The 18,083-nt window shown below is 58.9% G+C and carries 16 protein-coding genes; 14 read left to right on the plus strand and 2 right to left on the minus strand.

Annotated features, from left to right (window positions below; all coding sequences use genetic code 11):
* Positions 1–36 precede the first annotated feature (36 nt).
* The gene (locus tag DWY51_RS02470; protein ID WP_117769740.1) at positions 37–453 is read left to right on the plus strand and encodes a molybdenum cofactor biosynthesis protein MoaE; all 417 of its coding nucleotides are present in this window, start codon (positions 37–39) and stop codon (positions 451–453) included.
* A 90-nt stretch (positions 454–543) separates the two neighbouring features.
* Here DWY51_RS02470 and DWY51_RS02475 read toward each other — a convergent pair whose 3' ends face one another.
* Positions 544–1,773, minus strand: a complete 1,230-nt coding sequence (locus DWY51_RS02475; RefSeq protein ID WP_117769741.1) for a putative ABC transporter permease — start codon at positions 1,771–1,773, stop codon at positions 544–546.
* Between the two features lie 296 nt (positions 1,774–2,069).
* Here DWY51_RS02475 and purF point away from each other — a divergent pair, with 296 nt between their 5' ends.
* The 12 genes from purF to DWY51_RS02535 all read left to right on the plus strand — a co-directional run bounded on the left by purF (position 2,070) and on the right by DWY51_RS02535 (position 13,651).
* Positions 2,070–3,740 (plus strand): amidophosphoribosyltransferase, encoded by a 1,671-nt coding sequence (gene purF / locus DWY51_RS02480; RefSeq protein WP_117564038.1) that lies wholly within the window; start codon positions 2,070–2,072, stop codon positions 3,738–3,740.
* 157 nt (positions 3,741–3,897) lie between these two features.
* Positions 3,898–5,001: a phosphoribosylformylglycinamidine cyclo-ligase gene (gene purM / locus DWY51_RS02485; protein WP_117769742.1), complete on the plus strand. Its 1,104-nt coding sequence runs from the start codon at positions 3,898–3,900 to the stop codon at positions 4,999–5,001.
* Complete coding sequence (purN, locus tag DWY51_RS02490) at positions 4,991–5,692, plus strand: phosphoribosylglycinamide formyltransferase (protein WP_117769743.1); 702 nt, start codon at positions 4,991–4,993, stop codon at positions 5,690–5,692. The genes purM and purN overlap by 11 nt, the downstream gene beginning before the upstream one ends.
* A 152-nt stretch (positions 5,693–5,844) precedes the next feature.
* The gene (locus DWY51_RS02495) at positions 5,845–6,309 is read left to right on the plus strand and encodes a PTS sugar transporter subunit IIA (RefSeq protein WP_117769744.1); all 465 of its coding nucleotides are present in this window, start codon (positions 5,845–5,847) and stop codon (positions 6,307–6,309) included.
* 134 nt (positions 6,310–6,443) lie between these two features.
* Positions 6,444–7,664 (plus strand): peptidylprolyl isomerase, encoded by a 1,221-nt coding sequence (locus DWY51_RS02500; protein ID WP_117769745.1) that lies wholly within the window; start codon positions 6,444–6,446, stop codon positions 7,662–7,664.
* Positions 7,665–7,718: 54 nt separating this feature from the next.
* The gene (locus tag DWY51_RS02505; RefSeq protein ID WP_117769746.1) at positions 7,719–8,162 is read left to right on the plus strand and encodes a GatB/YqeY domain-containing protein; all 444 of its coding nucleotides are present in this window, start codon (positions 7,719–7,721) and stop codon (positions 8,160–8,162) included.
* A 358-nt stretch (positions 8,163–8,520) separates the two neighbouring features.
* Complete coding sequence (locus DWY51_RS02510; protein ID WP_022094215.1) at positions 8,521–9,252, plus strand: amino acid ABC transporter ATP-binding protein; 732 nt, start codon at positions 8,521–8,523, stop codon at positions 9,250–9,252.
* A gap of 8 nt (positions 9,253–9,260) precedes the next feature.
* Positions 9,261–10,136: a transporter substrate-binding domain-containing protein gene (locus DWY51_RS02515; protein ID WP_082435536.1), complete on the plus strand. Its 876-nt coding sequence runs from the start codon at positions 9,261–9,263 to the stop codon at positions 10,134–10,136.
* A 25-nt stretch (positions 10,137–10,161) separates the two neighbouring features.
* A complete protein-coding gene (locus DWY51_RS02520; protein ID WP_035136546.1) occupies positions 10,162–10,908 on the plus strand; it encodes an amino acid ABC transporter permease in 747 nt (248 codons plus the stop codon).
* Between the two features lie 3 nt (positions 10,909–10,911).
* Positions 10,912–11,550: an amino acid ABC transporter permease gene (locus tag DWY51_RS02525; protein ID WP_055285379.1), complete on the plus strand. Its 639-nt coding sequence runs from the start codon at positions 10,912–10,914 to the stop codon at positions 11,548–11,550.
* 171 nt (positions 11,551–11,721) lie between these two features.
* Complete coding sequence (locus DWY51_RS02530) at positions 11,722–12,345, plus strand: AAA family ATPase (protein WP_022094991.1); 624 nt, start codon at positions 11,722–11,724, stop codon at positions 12,343–12,345.
* A 190-nt stretch (positions 12,346–12,535) separates the two neighbouring features.
* Positions 12,536–13,651 (plus strand): AAA family ATPase, encoded by a 1,116-nt coding sequence (locus DWY51_RS02535; protein WP_117769786.1) that lies wholly within the window; start codon positions 12,536–12,538, stop codon positions 13,649–13,651.
* 165 nt (positions 13,652–13,816) lie between these two features.
* On the opposite strand, the gene DWY51_RS02540 is transcribed toward DWY51_RS02535, so the two are convergent.
* Positions 13,817–15,220, minus strand: a complete 1,404-nt coding sequence (locus tag DWY51_RS02540; RefSeq protein WP_117769747.1) for a helix-turn-helix transcriptional regulator — start codon at positions 15,218–15,220, stop codon at positions 13,817–13,819.
* A 224-nt stretch (positions 15,221–15,444) separates the two neighbouring features.
* Between DWY51_RS02540 and DWY51_RS02545 the strand changes: the two genes are divergently transcribed.
* On the plus strand, positions 15,445–17,838 hold the full coding sequence (locus DWY51_RS02545) for an LPXTG cell wall anchor domain-containing protein (protein ID WP_117769748.1): 2,394 nt from the start codon (positions 15,445–15,447) through the stop codon (positions 17,836–17,838).
* Positions 17,839–18,083: the final 245 nt, after the last annotated feature.

The following is an 18,083-nucleotide window of genomic DNA, read 5'->3' on the forward strand; positions in this document are numbered from 1 at the left end:
CGAGAGTAGCTAATTTGGGACGGTAAGGGAGAAACGATGCTTGAGAGTGGCAAATTGATGCCTTCGATTGATGCTTGGCTGCGCGAGGCCAAGGCCGATGCTTCGGCGGCAGGCTGCGGGATGTATCTGACGCATAACGGTGTGGTGCGTGCGACGCCCAAGGCCGAGGTGCGCGGAGTCGAGACCGATGGCGTGGCACCAGGCCACAGGGTGGGCGGCATGGTCTTTGACTACGACGCCGAAAAGGTACGGTCTGCTATCGGGGCCACGCGCGCGATGCCGGGTATCGGCTATGTGCGCGTGTGGCTGGCAAGCGGCGAGCTTTCCGTAGGTGACGACATCATGCTCGTGCTTATCGGCGGGGACATTCGCCCACACGTGGTCGATGCACTGCAGGCGCTCGTTGGCACCATCAAGAACGAATGCGTGAGTGAGGTCGAGCGCGAGGCATAGAGGATTGCGTCGATAGAAGGATCGTTTATAAAAATGCCCACCGGTACGTGTGATACCGGCGGGCATTTTGCGTTTTGGGCGCGGTGAGCGCTATACGCGTGTCGCATCCTTGGGGCTCATGGTCATGCTCTGGAAGCGGTTTTCCATGTACTCGTTATCGAAGTGCTCTCCGTAGAACTGTGCGACGGGAATGTCCGGCTCCGTGCCGTTAACGCGCTGGTACCAGTAGTCGAGCGACTGCAGCGTCATGACGCCGTCGACCAGCATGATAACGGTAAAGATGACGGTGGCCGAGTAGCGGCTCTTCCAGGGGATCTTGTTGATAAGCTTAAGCAGCCTCGGCAGCAGCAGCTTGATCCAGATGAGGCCGCCCAGGCCCCACAGGCAGGCGAAGCCCGTGCAGGTGCGTCCGCCCGTGAGGACCACGAGCGGATCGGGCAAACCGAACAGCGTTATGTGCGAGTAGCTCCACGAGACCACGCCAAACGCGGTCTGCATAGACCAGCCCACGAACACCTCAAAGCTGGCGCCGAGCAGGGCGCTCACCAGGAAAATGATGATGGGGTTCTTTTTGTAGAAGCGGTTAAGCACCATGGTAATGAGCACGGCGCCAAATCCGTAGATGGGACTGAAGGGACCAAACAGCATGCCGGCGCGGTTCTGGTAGACGCCCGGGTCGTCGACCGTCATGTGCCAGATGTCCTCGGCGATCAGGCCGAGCACGCAGCAGACAAAGAATACCCAGAACAGGTTGAAGTAGTTGAGCTTGATGTAGCCTTCGCCGGTTTCATCGCGCCCGAGCATGCCCTCGGCGGCGGCGTCGCGGTCGAGCATCTCCTGCAGGCGGCGCTGCAGTTCGCGCTCCTGACGAAGCGTGGGGTCGACGGTTGCCGAAAGTGCGACGAGGATGCCGAGCTGGATCGCGGGACGCAGCAGGAAGGGCCCGATGCCCTGGAGCATCACGTCGACCAAAAGCTCGACGACGGTGAATGCAATAAGGATGTAGGACAGGCGGGCGGCGTTGCGGCGCTGGTTTTTGATAAGGTCCAGGCCAAAGATGATTAGGATGACGGCGCTTGCCGCAGAGAGCATGATGCCGGCGACGATAAGGCCGACTGCGACGAGCGTGTTGTCGCCGAGCTTTTCGGTGGCGTTGCCGTTAACAAGTGCCGTGATGACCTGCCACATAAAGGCAGCGACCGACGGGAGCGTGCCCACGCCGGAAAGGATGCACAGGACGGCGTACACCTTAATGATGAGGGGAATCTTCTTGACCTCCGTGGCGCTGGGGACGCTGGGGTCGAGTTCGTTTCGATCCATACAGAACCTTTCTCGCTTTGTTGTAGGTTATAAGGATACGCCGCCGACCTGCCAAAAGACAGGACGAACGTCCCAATTGCAACAATGTAAGCCCTAACGGCGGGCGAGACGCGCCGCAACGGAAGCGTGCGGGATCGTCGGTCCCGAGGCGATTGCCCAATAAAATGTTTGGCTGCAAAACGGATTATAAGCTCGGTGGGCTTTTAAAAAGCGCTGCTCATGCGCTGAGGAGCACGTCGCGCCGTGCGTATAATAAGGCGGGTAACGCCAAAAAAACGAGGCTCTGAGGGGATACCATGTCTCAAGAAACCATCCGCGCGGCCGAGCGTGCCGCGGGACAGGTGAACACCATGTCGACGTATGATCCGGACTCCGACCAGCTGCATGAGGAATGTGGCATTTTCGGCGTATGGGCGCCCGATCGCGACGTGGCTCGACTGACGTACTTTGGCCTGCGTGCACTGCAGCACCGTGGCCAGGAATCGGCGGGAATCGCCGTGGGTGACGGCGGCACGGTTATGGTCCGCAAGGATCTGGGCCTGCTCGACCGCGTGTTCTCCAATGCCGACCTGTCGACGCTCTCCGGCCAGCTGGCCGTGGGTCATGTGCGCTACGGCACCGCCGGCGCCAAGAGCTGGGAAGCCTCTCAGCCGCACCTCTCTACCATCAACAGCGTCATTATCGCGCTTGCTCACAACGGCACCCTCGTCAACACCGACGAGCTGCGCCGCCAGCTGATCGAGCTGGGCGTGCCATTCCTCTCCAATTCGGATTCCGAGGTCGCGACCAAACTCATCGGCTACTTTACCCAGCGTACGGGCCATCTGCGCGAGGGCATTCGCAAGACCATGGAGCTCGTGCGCGGCGGCTACGCCATGACGCTCATCAACGAGCAAGCGCTCTATGCATTCCGCGATCCGCACGGCATTCGCCCGCTCGTGCTGGGCAAGCTGGTGGACGAGGGTCTTGATCAGGCCGACGCCGCAGCCGTTTCGCAGCTGCCGTCGCAGGACGGCGCCGCGACGGTCGACTCCGCCGTCCGTGTCACGCGCGCCGGCGGCTGGGTCGTTGCTTCCGAGACCTGCGCACTCGACATCGTGGGTGCCGAGTACGTCCGTGACGTCCGTCCCGGCGAGATCTTGCGCATCAGCGCCGAGGGTCTGGTATCCGAGCAGGGCGTGCCTGCAGCCGAAGAGCCCGCCAACTGCATCTTTGAGCAGGTCTACTTTGCCCGCCCCGACTCCATCATGAACGGCAAGAGCGTCTATGCCTGCCGTTACGACATGGGTCGTCAGCTGGCACATGAGGAGCCTGTCGAGGCCGACCTGGTCATCGGCGTGCCCGACTCCGGCCTGCCGCCTGCGGAGGGGTATTCGCACGAGAGCGGTATTCCCTTTGGCGAGGGCCTTATCAAGAACCGCTACGTGGGCCGTACGTTTATCGAGCCTACGCAGGAGTTGCGCGCCATGGGCGTGCGTATGAAACTCAACCCGCTGCGCGACAACATCGAGGGCAAGCGCCTGGTCGTCATCGACGACTCCATCGTGCGCGGCACCACCATGGTGCAGCTCGTCAAGATGCTGCGCAACGCCGGCGCCAAGGAGATTCATATCCGCATCAACTCGCCCGAGGTCATCTGGCCGTGCTTCTACGGTATCGATACCGACGTGCAGTCGCAGCTTATCAGCGCCAACAAGACGGTCGACGAGATTTGCGAGTATATCGGCGCCGATTCGCTGGCCTTCCTTTCGGTCGAGGGCCTGCTTAAGGTCATGCCCAAGGGCGGTTACTGCGATGCGTGCTTTACCGGCCGCTACCCCGTGGCGATTCCCGAGAGCTTTGGCCGCGACAAGTTTATGGAGGGCTTTAAGCCCCGCAACCTGGACAAGCCGCTGCACTTTGACGACGACGCCGTGATCGAGAAATACGACGACCGCAGCTGGGAAGAGGAGCACGGCGAGGCATAAAACCTGCCATATGGGGACAGGTTTATTTTGGTAGGTTTTACCTGCTGTTTTGTTGATATGACGGCGCGTGCTGTTATGGCGCGCGCCGAAATGAACGCAACTATGAGCACCGTTTGGCGCCCGTGCGGCGCCACGGTAGTGGGAGAGGAAGGCTCAGATGGGCGACAGCAAGCATGTGACGTACGAGGACGCCGGCGTCGATACCGCCGAGGGCGGCCGCGCCGTCGACGCGATTAAGCAGATGGTCAAGGACACTAACCGTTCCGAGGTTATCGGTGGCATCGGCGGCTTTGGCGGCCTGTTCTCGGCCGCCGCGCTCAAGGATATGGAAGACCCGATCCTGATTAGCGGTACCGACGGCGTGGGCACCAAGCTCGTGCTCGCCCAGATCATGGACCGTCACGAGACGGTTGGCCAGGACCTGGTCGCTATGTGCGTCAACGATATTCTGGCTTCGGGCGCCGAGCCGCTGTTCTTCCTGGACTACGTTGCCATCGGTCACATCGAGGCCGAGCACATGGCAAAGATTATCAAGGGTGTGGCCGACGGCTGCAAGCTCGCGGGCTGCGCGCTCGTGGGCGGCGAGATGGCCGAGCACCCCGGCGTCATGGCTCCCGCCGACTACGACCTCGCCGGCTTTACCGTGGGTGTTGTCGATCGTCCCAAGATGCTTGACCCCGCGAACGTTCGCCCCGGCGATGTGATCCTGGGTCTGCCTTCCACCGGCGTGCACTCCAACGGCTACTCACTCGTGCGTAAGGTCATCGGTGTCGACGGCATCAAGCCGGGCACGCCCGAGGCCGCCGCTAAGGCCGAGGAACTGAGCCGTCCGCTCGAGGAGCTCGGCGGCGCTTCGCTGGCCGACGCTCTGCTGGCTCCCACGCGCATTTATGTGAAGCCGATTCTGGAGCTGCTCCGCGGTGGCGCCAACGTTCATGCCATTGCCCACATCACCGGTGGCGGTATTACCGAAAACCTCAACCGCGCGCTTGCCGACGACGTCGACGCTGTGGTCACCCGCAACGGCGCCGAGATGGGCTGGGATGTTCCGCCCGTCATCACCTACGTGTCGCGTCAGGCCGAGCTCGCGCCCAACGAGGCATGCAAGACCTTCAACATGGGCGTTGGCCTGTGCCTGATCGCCGCTCCCGAGGACGAAGCCGCGGTTACCGAGGCCCTGGTCGCGCTGGGCGAGAAGCCGTTCCGCGTGGGTGAGTGCGTCGAGGGTTCCGGTAAGGTCGTGTACTCCGATGAGCGCTAACGAGCAGACGGCTGCCGCCGAGGTCCTGGCTTGGGACCCGTATACCCGTCCGACCGGCACCGATACGGTCGAGCCGCTCAAGATTGGCGTGCTTATCAGCGGCTCGGGTACCAACCTGCAGGCGCTGATCGACCTGATCGCCGCCGGCAAGCTCAACGCCTCGATTGAACTTGTGGTGTCGAGCCGTCCTTCGGCCAAGGGCTTGCAGCGCGCCGAGCGTGCAGGTATCCAGACGCTTACGCTGTCCAAGGATGTCTATGCCGACCCCATCGCGGCTGACGAGATTATCGCGCACGAGCTGCTCGAGCGTGGCTGCGAGTATGTGGTCATGGCTGGCTACATGCGCATGGTGCACACGCCGCTGCTGGCGGCGTTCCCCAATCGTGTGGTCAACCTACACCCGGCGCTGCTGCCGAGCTTTACCGGCGCCCACGCGATTGACGATGCCTTTGCGCGCGGCGTCAAGGTGACCGGCGTGACCGTGCATTTTGCCAACGAGGTCTACGACAACGGTCCCATCATCGCCCAGCGTGCGCTGGCTGTCGAGGAGGGCTGGGATGTCGACACGCTCGAGGAGCACATCCACGCGATTGAGCACGTGCTGTATCCCGAGGTCGTGCAAATGCTCGCCGACGGCCGCGTCCACGTGCTGGAGAGCGGCAAGGTCGCAATTGACGCGCCTCGCGGCTAGCGGTGCACAGTACAATTTAGTTGAGTGGTCAGGGTGGTCATTGGCGCCAAGGCGCGCGTGGCCACCTTTTGTTTTGGGTAGTCACCTGCGACGTTCTTGAATGACTAGTCGTTTAAGAACGTCGCAGGTGACTAGGTGAGAGAGGTGAGCACATGGCGGATAACGAAGCGCTGTTTACGCCTGAGCTGGTGTTTTTTGATTGGGAGTGTGCGACGCCGGGTGAGGTGTTTGCGCAACTCGAGAGTGAGCTTGCTCCGCGCGGCTACATTGCCGACGGTTGGCTCGACGCCGTTCGCACGCGCGAGGATGCCTATCCCACGGGTCTTGCCATGCCGGCGGCAAACATTGCCATTCCGCATACCGATCCGGGGTTTGTGGCCAAGCCCTATATCGCGGTGGTAAAGCCCGCCACGTCCGTGACATTTAACGCTATGGCTGGCATGGGTGCTCCGGTGCCGGCGCAGATCGTCATCAATCTGGGCATCGCCGAGCCGGGCGGCCAGGTCGAGGCCCTGCAAGCGCTCATGAATATCTTTATGGACGCGGACGTCGCAGCCGATGTGCTCGGCCAGACCACGCCCCAAGGCATGGTCGACGCCATCCGCCGCCACTTTTAAAGCCGGCACTTGGGGACCGTCCCTAACTGCCGGCAGAAAAGGAACGTCCCCAAGTGCCAGGGTTGCCCCTTTGTCGCGGGGGCTGCGTTGTGACACAATGGCGTTTGTTCGATTCGTGATGCGAAAGGCCAACTATGGCAAACAAGAAAAAGAACTCCGAGGCCGCACCGACGCCCGAGCAGCAGGCCCGCGCCGCGTCGAGCTCTCGTAAGAAGCAGCGCAAGACGTACGTGTCTAAGACCGTCAAGATCGTTCTGGTGGTCATCGGCGTGCTGGCGATGCTGCTTTCCGTCTCGGCCATGGCGTGCTCCGGTCTCATGTCGCAGGCAGAGGATACCTCGGGCTACAAGCTTACCGGCGGTGTGGCTGCTACTATCAACGGCACCAACCTCACCGAGGACACCGTGACCAAGCAGATCATGAGCATGCGCACGTCCTACGGTTACACCAAGGACAAGGACTGGGCGCAGTATCTGGTCGACAACGACCTCACGCCCAAGAAGTACCGCAAGCAACTCATCGACTCCTACACGCAGCAGATTCTGCTTCAACAGGCACAGAAGGAGAACGGCATGACGGTGTCGGACGAGGAGGTCGAGAAGGCTTGGAAGGACGCGTGCAAGAGCGCGGGCGGTGCCAAGGCCTTTAAGAAGACCCTCAAGACCTACGGCTACACCGAGGACACCTATAAGAGCTCGCTCAAGGAGAGCCTGGCGCAGCAAAAGCTCAAAGATGCCGTGGCGCCCACCAGCAAGCCCAAGGACAGCGAGATCGTCGATTACATCAACGAGAGCCTGTCGAAGTATAACGATGCCCGCCGCTCGTCGAACATCCTGATCAAGGTTGATTCCGATGCGTCCGATGAGGACAAGGCTGCCGCCAAGGCTAAGGCGCAGGAGTGCCTGAACAAGATCAACTCCGGCGAGCTGAGCTTTGAAGACGCCGTGAAGCGGTATTCCGACGACACCGGCTCCAAGGAGAAGAAGGGTGACGTGGGCTGGGACAAGCTCACCACCTTTGTCGACAGCTACCAGACGGCACTCGAGGGGCTCAACAAGGGCGATGTGAGCGACGTGGTCGAGTCGACGTACGGCTATCACATCATCAAGTGCACCGACTACTTCCATGTCGATAATCAGGTTGATGACATCAACCAGGTGCCCAAGGCCATCAAAATGTACGTCTCCAACGTGGTGAAGACGCAGGCGGCCAGCACCGCGTACAGCGAGTGGCTGGAGCAGTACAAAAAGGACGCCGACATCACCGTCAACCCCATGCCCAAGGACGTACCCTATAACGTGAGCCTGAAGGGCGTCACCAAGAGTTCGACCGACGATTCGTCGACGACTGAGTAATCATGGGGCGGTGCTCGCGCGAGTGCCGCCCACGCTATTAGAGAGGATTTGCAGATGACCAATGAAGAGCTGCAGAAGGAAATGATCGCGGCCATGAAGGCCAAGGACAAGGTTCGCCTGTCCATCATTCGCCAGGTCAAGGCCGAGGTGAAGAACATCGAGGTCAATGAGCGCCGCGATGTGACCGAGGAAGACGTCAACAACATGATCAAGCGTCTGATCAAGCAGACGAGCGAGACGCTGGAGATGTCCATCAAGGCCGGCACCGACCAGGAGCGTACCGACAACCTGACCGAGCAGGTCAAGATTCTGGAGAGCCTTCTGCCCGCGCAGGTTTCGGGCGAGGAGCTCGAGGCCCTGATCGAGCAGGTCATCGCCGAGCTGGGCGCCACGTCCAAGAAGCAGATGGGCCAGGTCATGGGAGCACTCGGCAAGGCCACCGGCGGCAACTTCGACAAGCCGGCAGCGGCAAAGATCGTCGGCGCAAAATTGGCGTAATTTGTTACGCGGTTTTACCAAACCGCGTAACGGCTCGACGCTGCAAACCCGTACACACGGCAATCTGACGTTCAATTTCAAGGGCGCGACCATAAGGTCTGCGCCCTTTCATTTCACGTCACCTTGCTCGCGTGTACGGGTTTTCGCTGACTTATGCTCAACAAGGGCGGTTGTATTATTTTCGGTGCTCATTGGGGACAGACTTAAATGAGTACCCACGGGGGGTACTCATTTAAGTCTGTGCCCAATGAGTGGGCGGAAGGTTGCGGGTTCTTTACGGGGATGTAGCGTGGGCTGCGGAAACGTGGTTCTTTCCGTACAATAGTTCAACTCGTGTAAACGCAGGGAAGGGACATTCATGGCAGACATGATCGAGATCAAGCATCTCAACAAGTACTTTGGCGACCTGCATGTGCTCAAAGATATCAACCTCACCGTCAAGCGCGGCGAGAAGCTCGTAATGATCGGGCCTTCTGGTTCGGGTAAGTCGACGCTCATCCGTTGCGTCGATTATCTGGAGGAGCCTACGTCGGGCGAGGTCGTCATCGACGGTACGCCGCTCACCAAAAAGAATCACCTGGAGATGGCTCGCAAGTACAGCTCCATGGTGTTTCAGCAGTTCAACCTGTATCCCAACATGACGGTGCTCGGCAATCTGACGCTCGCGCCCATCAAGCTGCAAAAGAAGAGCAAGGAGGAGGCGACCGAGATCGCCATCGCCGCACTCAAGCGCGTCGGCATGGCGCATAAGGCCGGCGAGTATCCGCAGAATCTCTCGGGTGGTCAGCAGCAGCGCATCGCCATCGCCCGTGCCCTGTGTACCAAGCAGCCCATCATCCTGTTTGACGAGCCGACCTCGGCGCTCGACCCCGAGATGGTCCAGGAGGTTCTGGACGTTATGATTGAGCTTGCGCAGGAGGACATCACCATGATCTGCGTGACGCATGAGATGGGCTTTGCGCGCCAGGTGGCCGACCGCGTCATCTTTATGGAGGACGGCCGCATCCTGGAGGAGGGCACGCCCGAGCACTTCTTCGATAACCCCGAGAACCCGCGCTGCCGCGAGTTCCTGTCCAAGATTCTGCACTAGGCGCGGTGATGGACATGACGGATATGACGAGGGCGGCCGTGTCGCGCCGTCACTTTTTGCAGCTGGCGGGCGCCGGCATGCTCGCGCTGACGGGGACCGCGCTCACCGGTTGCGGCAACTCCACCAGCGGCGAGGGTTCCGACAAGGGATCCAAGCTTGCGGCCATCAAGTCGCGCGGCCATCTGAATGCCGGTGTCAAGAAAGATGTTCCCGGCTACGGCTATTACGACACCGCCAAAGGCCGCTTTGAGGGCATGGAAGTCGATTTGTGCTACCAGATCGCCGCCGCTGTCTTTGGCGTGAGCTACAAGGAAGCCCGTGCCCAGGAGCTTGTCGAGTTTACCGACGTAACGCCCAAGACACGCGGCCCGCTGATCGATAACGGCCAACTCGACGTGGTCGCGGCGACCTACACCATCACCGACGAGCGCAAGAAGAGCTGGGATTTCTCGACGCCGTACCGCACCGACTACGTGGGACTCATGGTCAAGAAGCGTTCGGGCTTTACCTCGATTGAGGACCTGGACGGCAAGGTCATCGGCGTGAGCCAGGGTGCCACCACGCAGGGCCTGATCGAGCAGATGATCAAGGACAACGGCTTTAGCTGTAAGCCCGAGTTTAGGGCTTTTAGTGGCTATCCCATCATCAAGAGTTCGCTCGACGCCGGCAATATCGACGTCTTTGCCATGGACCGCTCCACGCTGGCCGGTTACATGAACGAGACCGTTGAGCTGTTGCAGCCCGAGGTCAAGTTTGGCGAGCAGGGCTACGGCGTGGCGACCAAGAAGGGCTGCGACCTTTCGGCCGTGGTCGATCAGGTGATTTGCGATCGTCTGGCCGACGGCTGGCTCGACCAAGAGGTCAAGACCTGGGGTCTTGTATAGGCGCATCGTCCAAGGAAGGAATCAAATGCTCGAAGGATTATTTGACGCCGACCGTTGGTCGACGACATTTCAAAACATGGGGCCCTTCTGGGAGGGCTTTGGCGTGACGCTACAGGTGGTCGTTGCCGGTCTGCTGCTGTCGCTGGTGCTGGGCACGCTGCTGGGTGTGTTCTCTACCACCCGTTCGCGCGTGCTGCGCGCCATAAGCCGCGTGTACGTGGAGTTTTACCAGAACACCCCGTTGCCCGTGCAGGTGCTCTTTATGTACATGGCTGGTCCGCAGTTTTTGCAGGCCATAACCGGTGCCGACCAGCCGGTGCGCATCGCGCCGTTCGTGCTGGGCTTTTTGGGTGTGGGCCTGTATCACGCGGCCTACATCTCGGAGGTTATCCGCACCGGTATCGAGGCGGTTCCGCGCGGTCAGATGGAGGCGGCGCAGAGCCAGGGCTTCACCCGTGCGCAGGCGTATTGGTACATCGTGCTGCCCCAGACATTCAAGATCATTCTGCCGCCGCTGTGTAACCAGGCACTCAACCTAGTCAAGAACACGTCGGTGCTGGCGCTTGTGGCCGGCGGCGACCTTATGTACCGTTCAGACAACTTTGTGAGCCTGTACGGTTACCTGCAGGGATACATCGTCTGCTGCCTTATGTACTTCATCATCTGCTTTCCGCTCGCCATGCTGGTGCAGTGGCTCGAGCGCCGCTCCAAGGAGCGTCCGCGCGGCGTGAGCCTCGCCGAGCTGGGGCTCGACAACGTAGAGGAGGCCTAGCGCATGGAAATCTTCAACGCGACCAACCTGCTCTACATTTGGGGCGGCTTTGTTAAGACGATCGAGATCTCGGCGCTGTCGATTTTTTTCTCGCTCATCTTTGGCACGGTGCTGGCGCTCGTTAAAAGCTATGCGCCCCGCCCGTTTCGTATTTTGGTGAGTGCCTACATCGAGCTGTTCCGTTGCACGCCGAACCTGCTGTGGATCCTGTTTATCTACTTTACGGTGCAGGGTTTGGACATTGTGATTTCGACCATCGCCTTTACGCTGTTTACCAGCGCTGTTATGGCCGAGATTGTGCGCGGCGGCCTCAACTCGATTCCGCGCGGCCAGTTTGAGGCAGCGCAGAGCCAGGGCTTTGGCTTCTTTGCCACCATGCGCTACATCATTCTGCCGCAGACATTTAAGACGATCATTCCGGCGCTGTTTAGCCAGTGCACGACCGTCATCAAGGACAGCTCGTATCTTTCGGGCATTAACGTGGCCGAGCTCATGTACACGGCAAACGTCGTGATGGCCCACGCGATCGACCTGTCGCAGGTGCTTATGCTCTACGGTCTGGTGTTTGCGATGTACTTCGTGCTCAACTTTGGTATCTCGCTGCTGGTCCGAGCATATCAACGCCGTATTGTGGCAGCGTAGTCCTGCTTCCCCAAGCACGGCATCTTGCCCCTCAATCGTCGCTTGCGTACATTTAGTACGCGGCGCTCCTCTTTCGGGGCAATCTGCCGCACTTGGGAAACCAGGACGGTCGTAAGTGACAAAATGAGAATCAGGAATCGCCTATTTCTCATTTGTTAGAAAGGAATCGCGATGAGCGATCTGGAGAACAAAAAGAGCCCCGTGGTCATTACCATCGCGCGCGACTTTGGTGCCGAGGGCCACGAGATCGGACGCATCCTCGCCAACGAGTTGGGGATTCCGCTGTACGATAACGAGCTGCTGGTGCGTGCTTCGCTGCGCGCGGGCGAGTCGCTCGACAAGATGGCCGCTTACGACGAGCGCCTGGCCGTGGAGAACATGGCTTTTCTGCCCGACCGTTACGATGCGCGTTCGTACTCGGACAAGTTGTTCCAAAAGATGAGCCAGGTGATTTTGGATCTGGGTGAGACCGAGAGCTGCATTATCGAAGGCCGCCTGTCCGATTACCTGCTGCGTAACAACCCCAACCACATTGCCGTATTGGTGACCGCTCCCTTTGAGGACCGCGTCGAGATCGTGCGCAAAAAGCGCGGCCTCAACAAAAAGAAGGGCGCCAAGCTAGTTAAACAGCAGCAGAAGGCGCGCGAGGCATTCTACAAGCGCTACAGCGCCGGCAAGTGGAAGATGACGAGCGGCAAGGACATCGTCGTCAACCGCGCCAAGCTGGGCCGCGAGGGTTGTAAAGACGTCATCGCCGCCGCCTACCGCTACAAAGTGGCGCAGCTCGAAGGCTAATCGATCAAAAACCACCACAAAGGGGACAGGCACCTTTGTGGTGGTTTTTGTTTTAGGCGGAGAAAGTCAACTGGTTCTGCGGGGGCCGATCACTCAAAGAACTCAAAGATGCTCAAAAAACTCAAAGATGCTCAAAATACTTAAAGATTGTAGGGGCATAATTAAGTTGTATGAGTTCAAGGGAGGCTTTATGGCGGCACCGACGGCGTACAGGCAGGCAAATCCATTCACGCCGATGTTCGGACGTGTACCGGCGTATATGGCCGGCCGTGAGCAAATCATCGATGATATGGTGCTGGCGTTTGAAAATGACGACTCCGATCCCAATCTTTGCTCGGTTTTCTATGGTGCACGTGGTACAGGTAAAACGGCGCTTTTGGCATATCTGTCGTACCGCGCCCAGCAAGAGGGCTGGATTACAGCGAATGTGACGGCCTCGGAGGGGATGCTCGAAGACATTTTGCAGCGCCTCAACGAATCAGCCGCCCATCTGATCGAAAAGCCCGCTTCTAGGCGTGTGAACAGTGTCGGCATTGCCCACGTAGGAAGCATGAGCTGGGAAAACATCGATGTTGAATTTGAGGGCGCTAACTGGCGTACTAAGATGAACGCTTTGTTTGCTCAGCTTGAAGCGACTGACACCGGGGTGCTTATCGCCGTTGACGAAGTGGATGTATCGTTTGCGCAAATGACGGAGCTTGTTACTACCTACCAGCACTTTGTAAGCGAGAATAAAAAGGTAGCTTTGCTTATGGCGGGGCTGCCGTTTCGCGTGCTGGCGCTGCTGACGGGGAAATCGACATCGTTTCTTCGTCGCGCGGCTCAACATTCGCTGGGATCAATTTCACCGACTGAGGTAAAAGAAGCGTTTCGACTAACGATTGAGGACGGCGGCAAGACGATTTCTGATGAGGCGATTGACCTCGCTGCCAAGGCGATCGATGGCTTTCCATTTATGTTCCAGTTGGTGGGGTATCGGGCATGGAATGCTTCGCGCCAAGCCTCCGAGGTTTCTATTGAGGATGTCGAACGAGGCGCGAAACTTGCGCAAGAGGAGCTGGAATCGCGAGTTTTCGCTTCAACAGCGGCGGAACTTTCACGAGGGGACCTTGAATTTCTTCGTGCAATGAATCCGGTTGGGACGACGACCAGGCAAGAGCTGGCAGCGAGGCTTAAGAAGAGTTCCGGTTCGATTTCAACGTATAAAAAGCGTCTGGTAGAGGCTGGGGTAATTGAAGAGCCTCTACAAGGACGTTTTGAGTTTGCATTGCCAGGCTTTGGCCGATATGTCGCATCGCTTTACTAGAGGGTCGTTGCTGCGAAGGATCGCTTCGTGTCCCTTTACTGTCTCGATCTGTAACAATAAGCCTGCTTTTAGGGGCCTATCTGTTACAGACTGAGACAAACTGGCAGAGTGGCCTTCTGCTCCGCTCAAACCACCGCAAAGGGGGCCTTTGTGGTGGTTTTTGTTTTAGGCAGAGGGGAAGGCTTTGGCGAGACCGGCGCGCGTCTGCGTGTCGGTCTTTTGGTAGATAGAGCTCAGGTGGCGCTGTACCATGCGCATCGAGATGCCGAGTTCCTCGGCGACCTGCTTGAGCGGGCGTTCATCCTGGGTCACGGCTATGAGCACGTCGACTTCGCGCGGGGTGAGAGCGTGGTCGGCGATGAAGGCCTGGCGTTGCTCTTCGATGGTGGGGGCGGTGAGTGCTTCTTTTGCCAGTTGCTCGCGCTCGCGCTCCTGCTCGGTTTGGGGCAGGCGAAACAGGCCGGCTGCCACGAATGCCGCGCAGGCGGCGACGAGCAAAACGAGCGCGCCGATCATAATGAGGGCAACGTTGTCCGAGGTTACGAGCGCCAGCGAGAGGCCCGATGTAGTGAATGCGCATACATTGTTGGCGGCGCGTCCCATGCCGGCCCAGAGGGCGGGCGCATGCATGCGCGGTGCCAGCTGTGTAAAGGTGGCGGTAAAGAACGTGACAAAAAAGCCCGAACTCAGATAAAAGACGACAAGGCCCAGGTTGGGATCGGCGCCGGCCTCCACGGCCAGGATGGAAATGGTCGAGAGCACGGCGATGCCGAGCATGACAAGTCCCATGTAGCGGCGCTCGGCAAGGTCAAAGATAAGACCGGCGGCAAGGCCGCTTGCCGCCAAAAAGAGGCGCGGCCAGGTTTGCACGGCAATGGTGCCGTGGGCGTTGGAGAGTGTGACCACGTTGTCGAGGGTCGAGAACAAGCAGGCAAGAATCATGACGAGCGCGATGCTCCAGCATGACTGTTTGGCGAGGGCATGAGAGGGCTCAATAAAGGGATTGATGGCGGAGTTGGAGCTCTCGGCGGCCTTTTGGGGAACGACGCTGAGGGCGGAGATGGCGATAGTCGCTGCGCCAAGGACGATGAGCTCGACGATGCCACCGCAATTGAGCAGGTTGACGGCGAACTGCATCAGGATGCCCGCGGCATAGGCCGCTCCCGCACCGGTGGCGAGCTTGGGATCATCTTGGAATGCCAACGAAAAGGCGTGGTGCGCTGCGGCGCCTAACAGGCCGAGTCCGAGGAATGCGAGGCAGCCCAGAATCTCGAGGGCAAGCGGGGCCGTGGGGGACTGGATCTGAATCAGCCCCAAGATGGCGATAGGGACGGCGGCACTGACAACTGCCTGAGGCTGGCCTTTGCGCTGCGCATGATCAAGCAACGGAGCGTATCCGATAAAGCCGATCACGCTGGCGCCAAGGATAAGGCCCTGTGCGAGCACAACGCGCTCGGCGCCGGCGAGTAGCCCGATATTGATATCGAAGCGAAACTCGGCGGCAAGGAAGACGAAGGTAAAGAGCGCGAGTGCCAAAAGCGCGTTAATTTTAGGCTTGCTCAGGTTCAAGGACAGTCCTTTGGGTGGACGAATGATCGTGTCCTCGATTGTAGCGTTCCCGGGACGAGTGTGGCGATGGTGAAATCATATTGAATTAAACCGCAGGTAGAGGCCTAGGTTCACATCTACGAACCTAGGCATACGGAGTCATTTGACACATCTTGGTGGTACAGGACCACCACAAAGGGGACAGGCACCTTTGTGGTGGTGTCCCTACGACCAAGGAGGGCGTTATGTGCGGAAGCCACTTTGATAAGCAAACTCAGCGTGAGCGCACCTGCTCGCTGGTTCACGGTACCCGGTGTTGTGTGGGTGCCAAAATAGCTTGCGCCGGCGCGTGTGCGCTTATGGTCGGCCAGCTGCTGCTGCCGAGCGTGGCGCTGGCGACGGAATGCGCCGATCCCGCCGCTGGGACGGATGAAGTTGCCGCGGCTCCGGTGACGCCGACGGTTGCGGAGGATACGGCCGCAACGACCGCACCAGCCGCTTCGACCGTGCCTGCAGCCGATGCTGCTCCGGCGGCGCAAGCCACCGCTGAGCCTCAGCAGACGGCCCCGACTGGCGCCACCGATGAATCCAACGATGCGGCACCCGCTGAACAAAATACTCCCAGCGACAACGCCGCCACGCCGGCGAATGACGCCATCATGCCCTGCGGTGTGACCGATGTTGTTGGCGGCAGCGGCGTTAGGGTCAATATTACGGTGCGGAACAATTACACCGACATCAAGAAAGAAGAAACGATTGAGTATGTGAAGGGGATTGCCCTTGTAGATGGAGACCAGTCTGCTCTCGATGGTAGCGCTTTGACTTTTATCGGCCTGGGGGACTTGATCGTCCATGCGGCGTATGACAGTGCGAGCAATAAAACAACGCTTACCCTGGATATCAGCAAGATTCAGAGACAGAAGGAGGAGCAGAAGTACTTTACGGAGTACAAGGAGAATAAGTCCAAGATGACGACCACCTATGATGGATCCAAGCTTACGTATACGGGTACAGAGCCCGGGAATATCATCATCGGTGATCCGGACGACGCCTTTAAAGGAGATACCGAGGCGACCGGGAAACCCACTATTAACGAGATCCGGGATGACTACTACACCCGCACCCATGTCTACGAGAGGGCGTGCCTTGTTATCCCGGCAGCGGAATCAGAATCGGAATCCATCTCCTTTGCCAATGTTCAGAATACGAACTTCAATTGGCAGCTGGATACTGGTCCGCAGGCGACGGCAGGTGTCCCTAACTACGATGCAGATAAATACGAAATCGCTTATGAATGCTGGCAGGAATTTGAAAACAACGAACCCGTTGCTGCCTGGTATTCCGATAACGGCTCACATGGTTCCCTGCCGACTATTACAAAGTTTAAAAGCGGGAAAGAGTACGTGTATTCTCTTATGCTGAAGCCAAAAGACGGATATTCCTTCAGCGATGAAACCGTTGTTACCGTAAACGGGGAAACCGTAAAGTCGAGTCTAAGCGGAGAATTCCTGTATGTCCCTGCTATTAAAACAATTACGATGCCTGCTTCGTCGGAAAACGAAGCTCTTGAGAATCTAAACGTCAACGATGTGAAAACCGACTATGCGCCCGGCGAGGCGCCGCGTGCGACCGCGACGATTCCTGCCGCCGATGCCGATAAGTATGAGATCGCCTATGAGTGCTGGGAAGAGATGGATGGCAGCGACCCTGCGGAGCTCAAGCCCGTTGCCTTCTGGTATTCCGATCCCGCAATGTACACGCCGGGCATGAAGAAGATCGACCACTTCGAAGAGGGCAAGTTCTACATGTATTCCGTTGAGCTGAGGCTCAAGGGCGACAATACCGTGGCTGATGACTGCGAAATGAACGTCAACGGTCATTGGGCGCACCACATCAAGACCGCCAACGGCGTCTTCGCGCCACACACTGACAATATGCTGTGCGAGCAGCCGATTGATGAATGGCGGGCAATCGACGTTATCGAGATCAACGGCGCCACGACTATCTTTAAGGCGGGCGACAAGCCGGTCTTTACGGCGAATGTTCCGACGGCCTCCAACTCCCTTCCTCAGTGTGAGTTCTGGACGGGCAGCGATGGCAGCGAAGTGAACTCTCAGAAGTTCTGGGATCAGAACATTACGAATCACATCGACGCCTTTAAGCCTGGCGTGACCTATCGCTACGGCATCTACCTCAAGTCCGCGCGCGGCTTCTACTTCACGCCCGACACCAAGCTGATGATCAACGGCCAGGAGTGCGGCTACCAGGTCGCGGATAGCGTATCCGATGAGGACAGCGGCTGGATCTACACCCTGTGGCTCAACACCGATCTGACCTTTACGCCTGAAGCCACGCCGACTCCCGATCCGCAACCTACGCCGGATCCCAAGCCGACACCGCAGCCTGAGGTTAAGCCCGAGACCAAGCCCGAAGTGAAGCCCGAGACCAAACCCGCGGCCAAGCCGGCTACGACCACCACGGTGAGCAAGACGGTTGAGAAAGCCACGCCGGCCAAAAAGTCCGCCGCCGTCCTGGCCGCCACGGGCGACACCACCGCGATGACGGTCACCGCCCTGGGCATCGCCGGCGCAACCGTTGCCGCCGCAGGCATCGCCGCGACCAAGCGCCGCAAGCGCTAGGTTTTGGTGACGGCGCCTATCCTCGGCTTCAGCAAAATCTCGATCTGTAACACCAAACTGCCCAAAACGGCTCTAGATGTTACAGATTGAGATGAACCGAATGGCCGCCAATCTAATGTCTCGATCTGTAACACCAAGCGGGGAATTTGACCTCTAGCTGTTACAGATCGAGACAAACCGACCGGCCGAGTCCAGAACCACCGTAAAGGTGCCTGTCCCCTTTGTGGTGGTTTGCGCAGGTAGAA

Source organism: Collinsella sp. AF25-2LB (genome assembly GCF_003458415.1).
In the GTDB taxonomy this organism is placed as follows: domain Bacteria; phylum Actinomycetota; class Coriobacteriia; order Coriobacteriales; family Coriobacteriaceae; genus Collinsella.

Coding starts and splice junctions, on each gene's coding strand:
- DWY51_RS02505 (WP_117769746.1), top strand. CDS start 7,719: ATGACCAATGAAGAGCTGCAGAAGGAAATGATCGCGGCCATGAAGGCC.
- DWY51_RS02510 (WP_022094215.1), top strand. CDS start 8,521: ATGGCAGACATGATCGAGATCAAGCATCTCAACAAGTACTTTGGCGAC.
- DWY51_RS02520 (WP_035136546.1), top strand. CDS start 10,162: ATGCTCGAAGGATTATTTGACGCCGACCGTTGGTCGACGACATTTCAA.
- purM (WP_117769742.1), top strand. CDS start 3,898: ATGGGCGACAGCAAGCATGTGACGTACGAGGACGCCGGCGTCGATACC.
- DWY51_RS02535 (WP_117769786.1), top strand. CDS start 12,536: ATGGCGGCACCGACGGCGTACAGGCAGGCAAATCCATTCACGCCGATG.
- DWY51_RS02470 (WP_117769740.1), top strand. CDS start 37: ATGCTTGAGAGTGGCAAATTGATGCCTTCGATTGATGCTTGGCTGCGC.
- purN (WP_117769743.1), top strand. CDS start 4,991: ATGAGCGCTAACGAGCAGACGGCTGCCGCCGAGGTCCTGGCTTGGGAC.
- DWY51_RS02545 (WP_117769748.1), top strand. CDS start 15,445: ATGTGCGGAAGCCACTTTGATAAGCAAACTCAGCGTGAGCGCACCTGC.
- purF (WP_117564038.1), top strand. CDS start 2,070: ATGTCTCAAGAAACCATCCGCGCGGCCGAGCGTGCCGCGGGACAGGTG.
- DWY51_RS02530 (WP_022094991.1), top strand. CDS start 11,722: ATGAGCGATCTGGAGAACAAAAAGAGCCCCGTGGTCATTACCATCGCG.
- DWY51_RS02475 (WP_117769741.1), bottom strand. CDS start 1,773: ATGGATCGAAACGAACTCGACCCCAGCGTCCCCAGCGCCACGGAGGTC.
- DWY51_RS02515 (WP_082435536.1), top strand. CDS start 9,261: ATGGACATGACGGATATGACGAGGGCGGCCGTGTCGCGCCGTCACTTT.
- DWY51_RS02500 (WP_117769745.1), top strand. CDS start 6,444: ATGGCAAACAAGAAAAAGAACTCCGAGGCCGCACCGACGCCCGAGCAG.
- DWY51_RS02525 (WP_055285379.1), top strand. CDS start 10,912: ATGGAAATCTTCAACGCGACCAACCTGCTCTACATTTGGGGCGGCTTT.
- DWY51_RS02495 (WP_117769744.1), top strand. CDS start 5,845: ATGGCGGATAACGAAGCGCTGTTTACGCCTGAGCTGGTGTTTTTTGAT.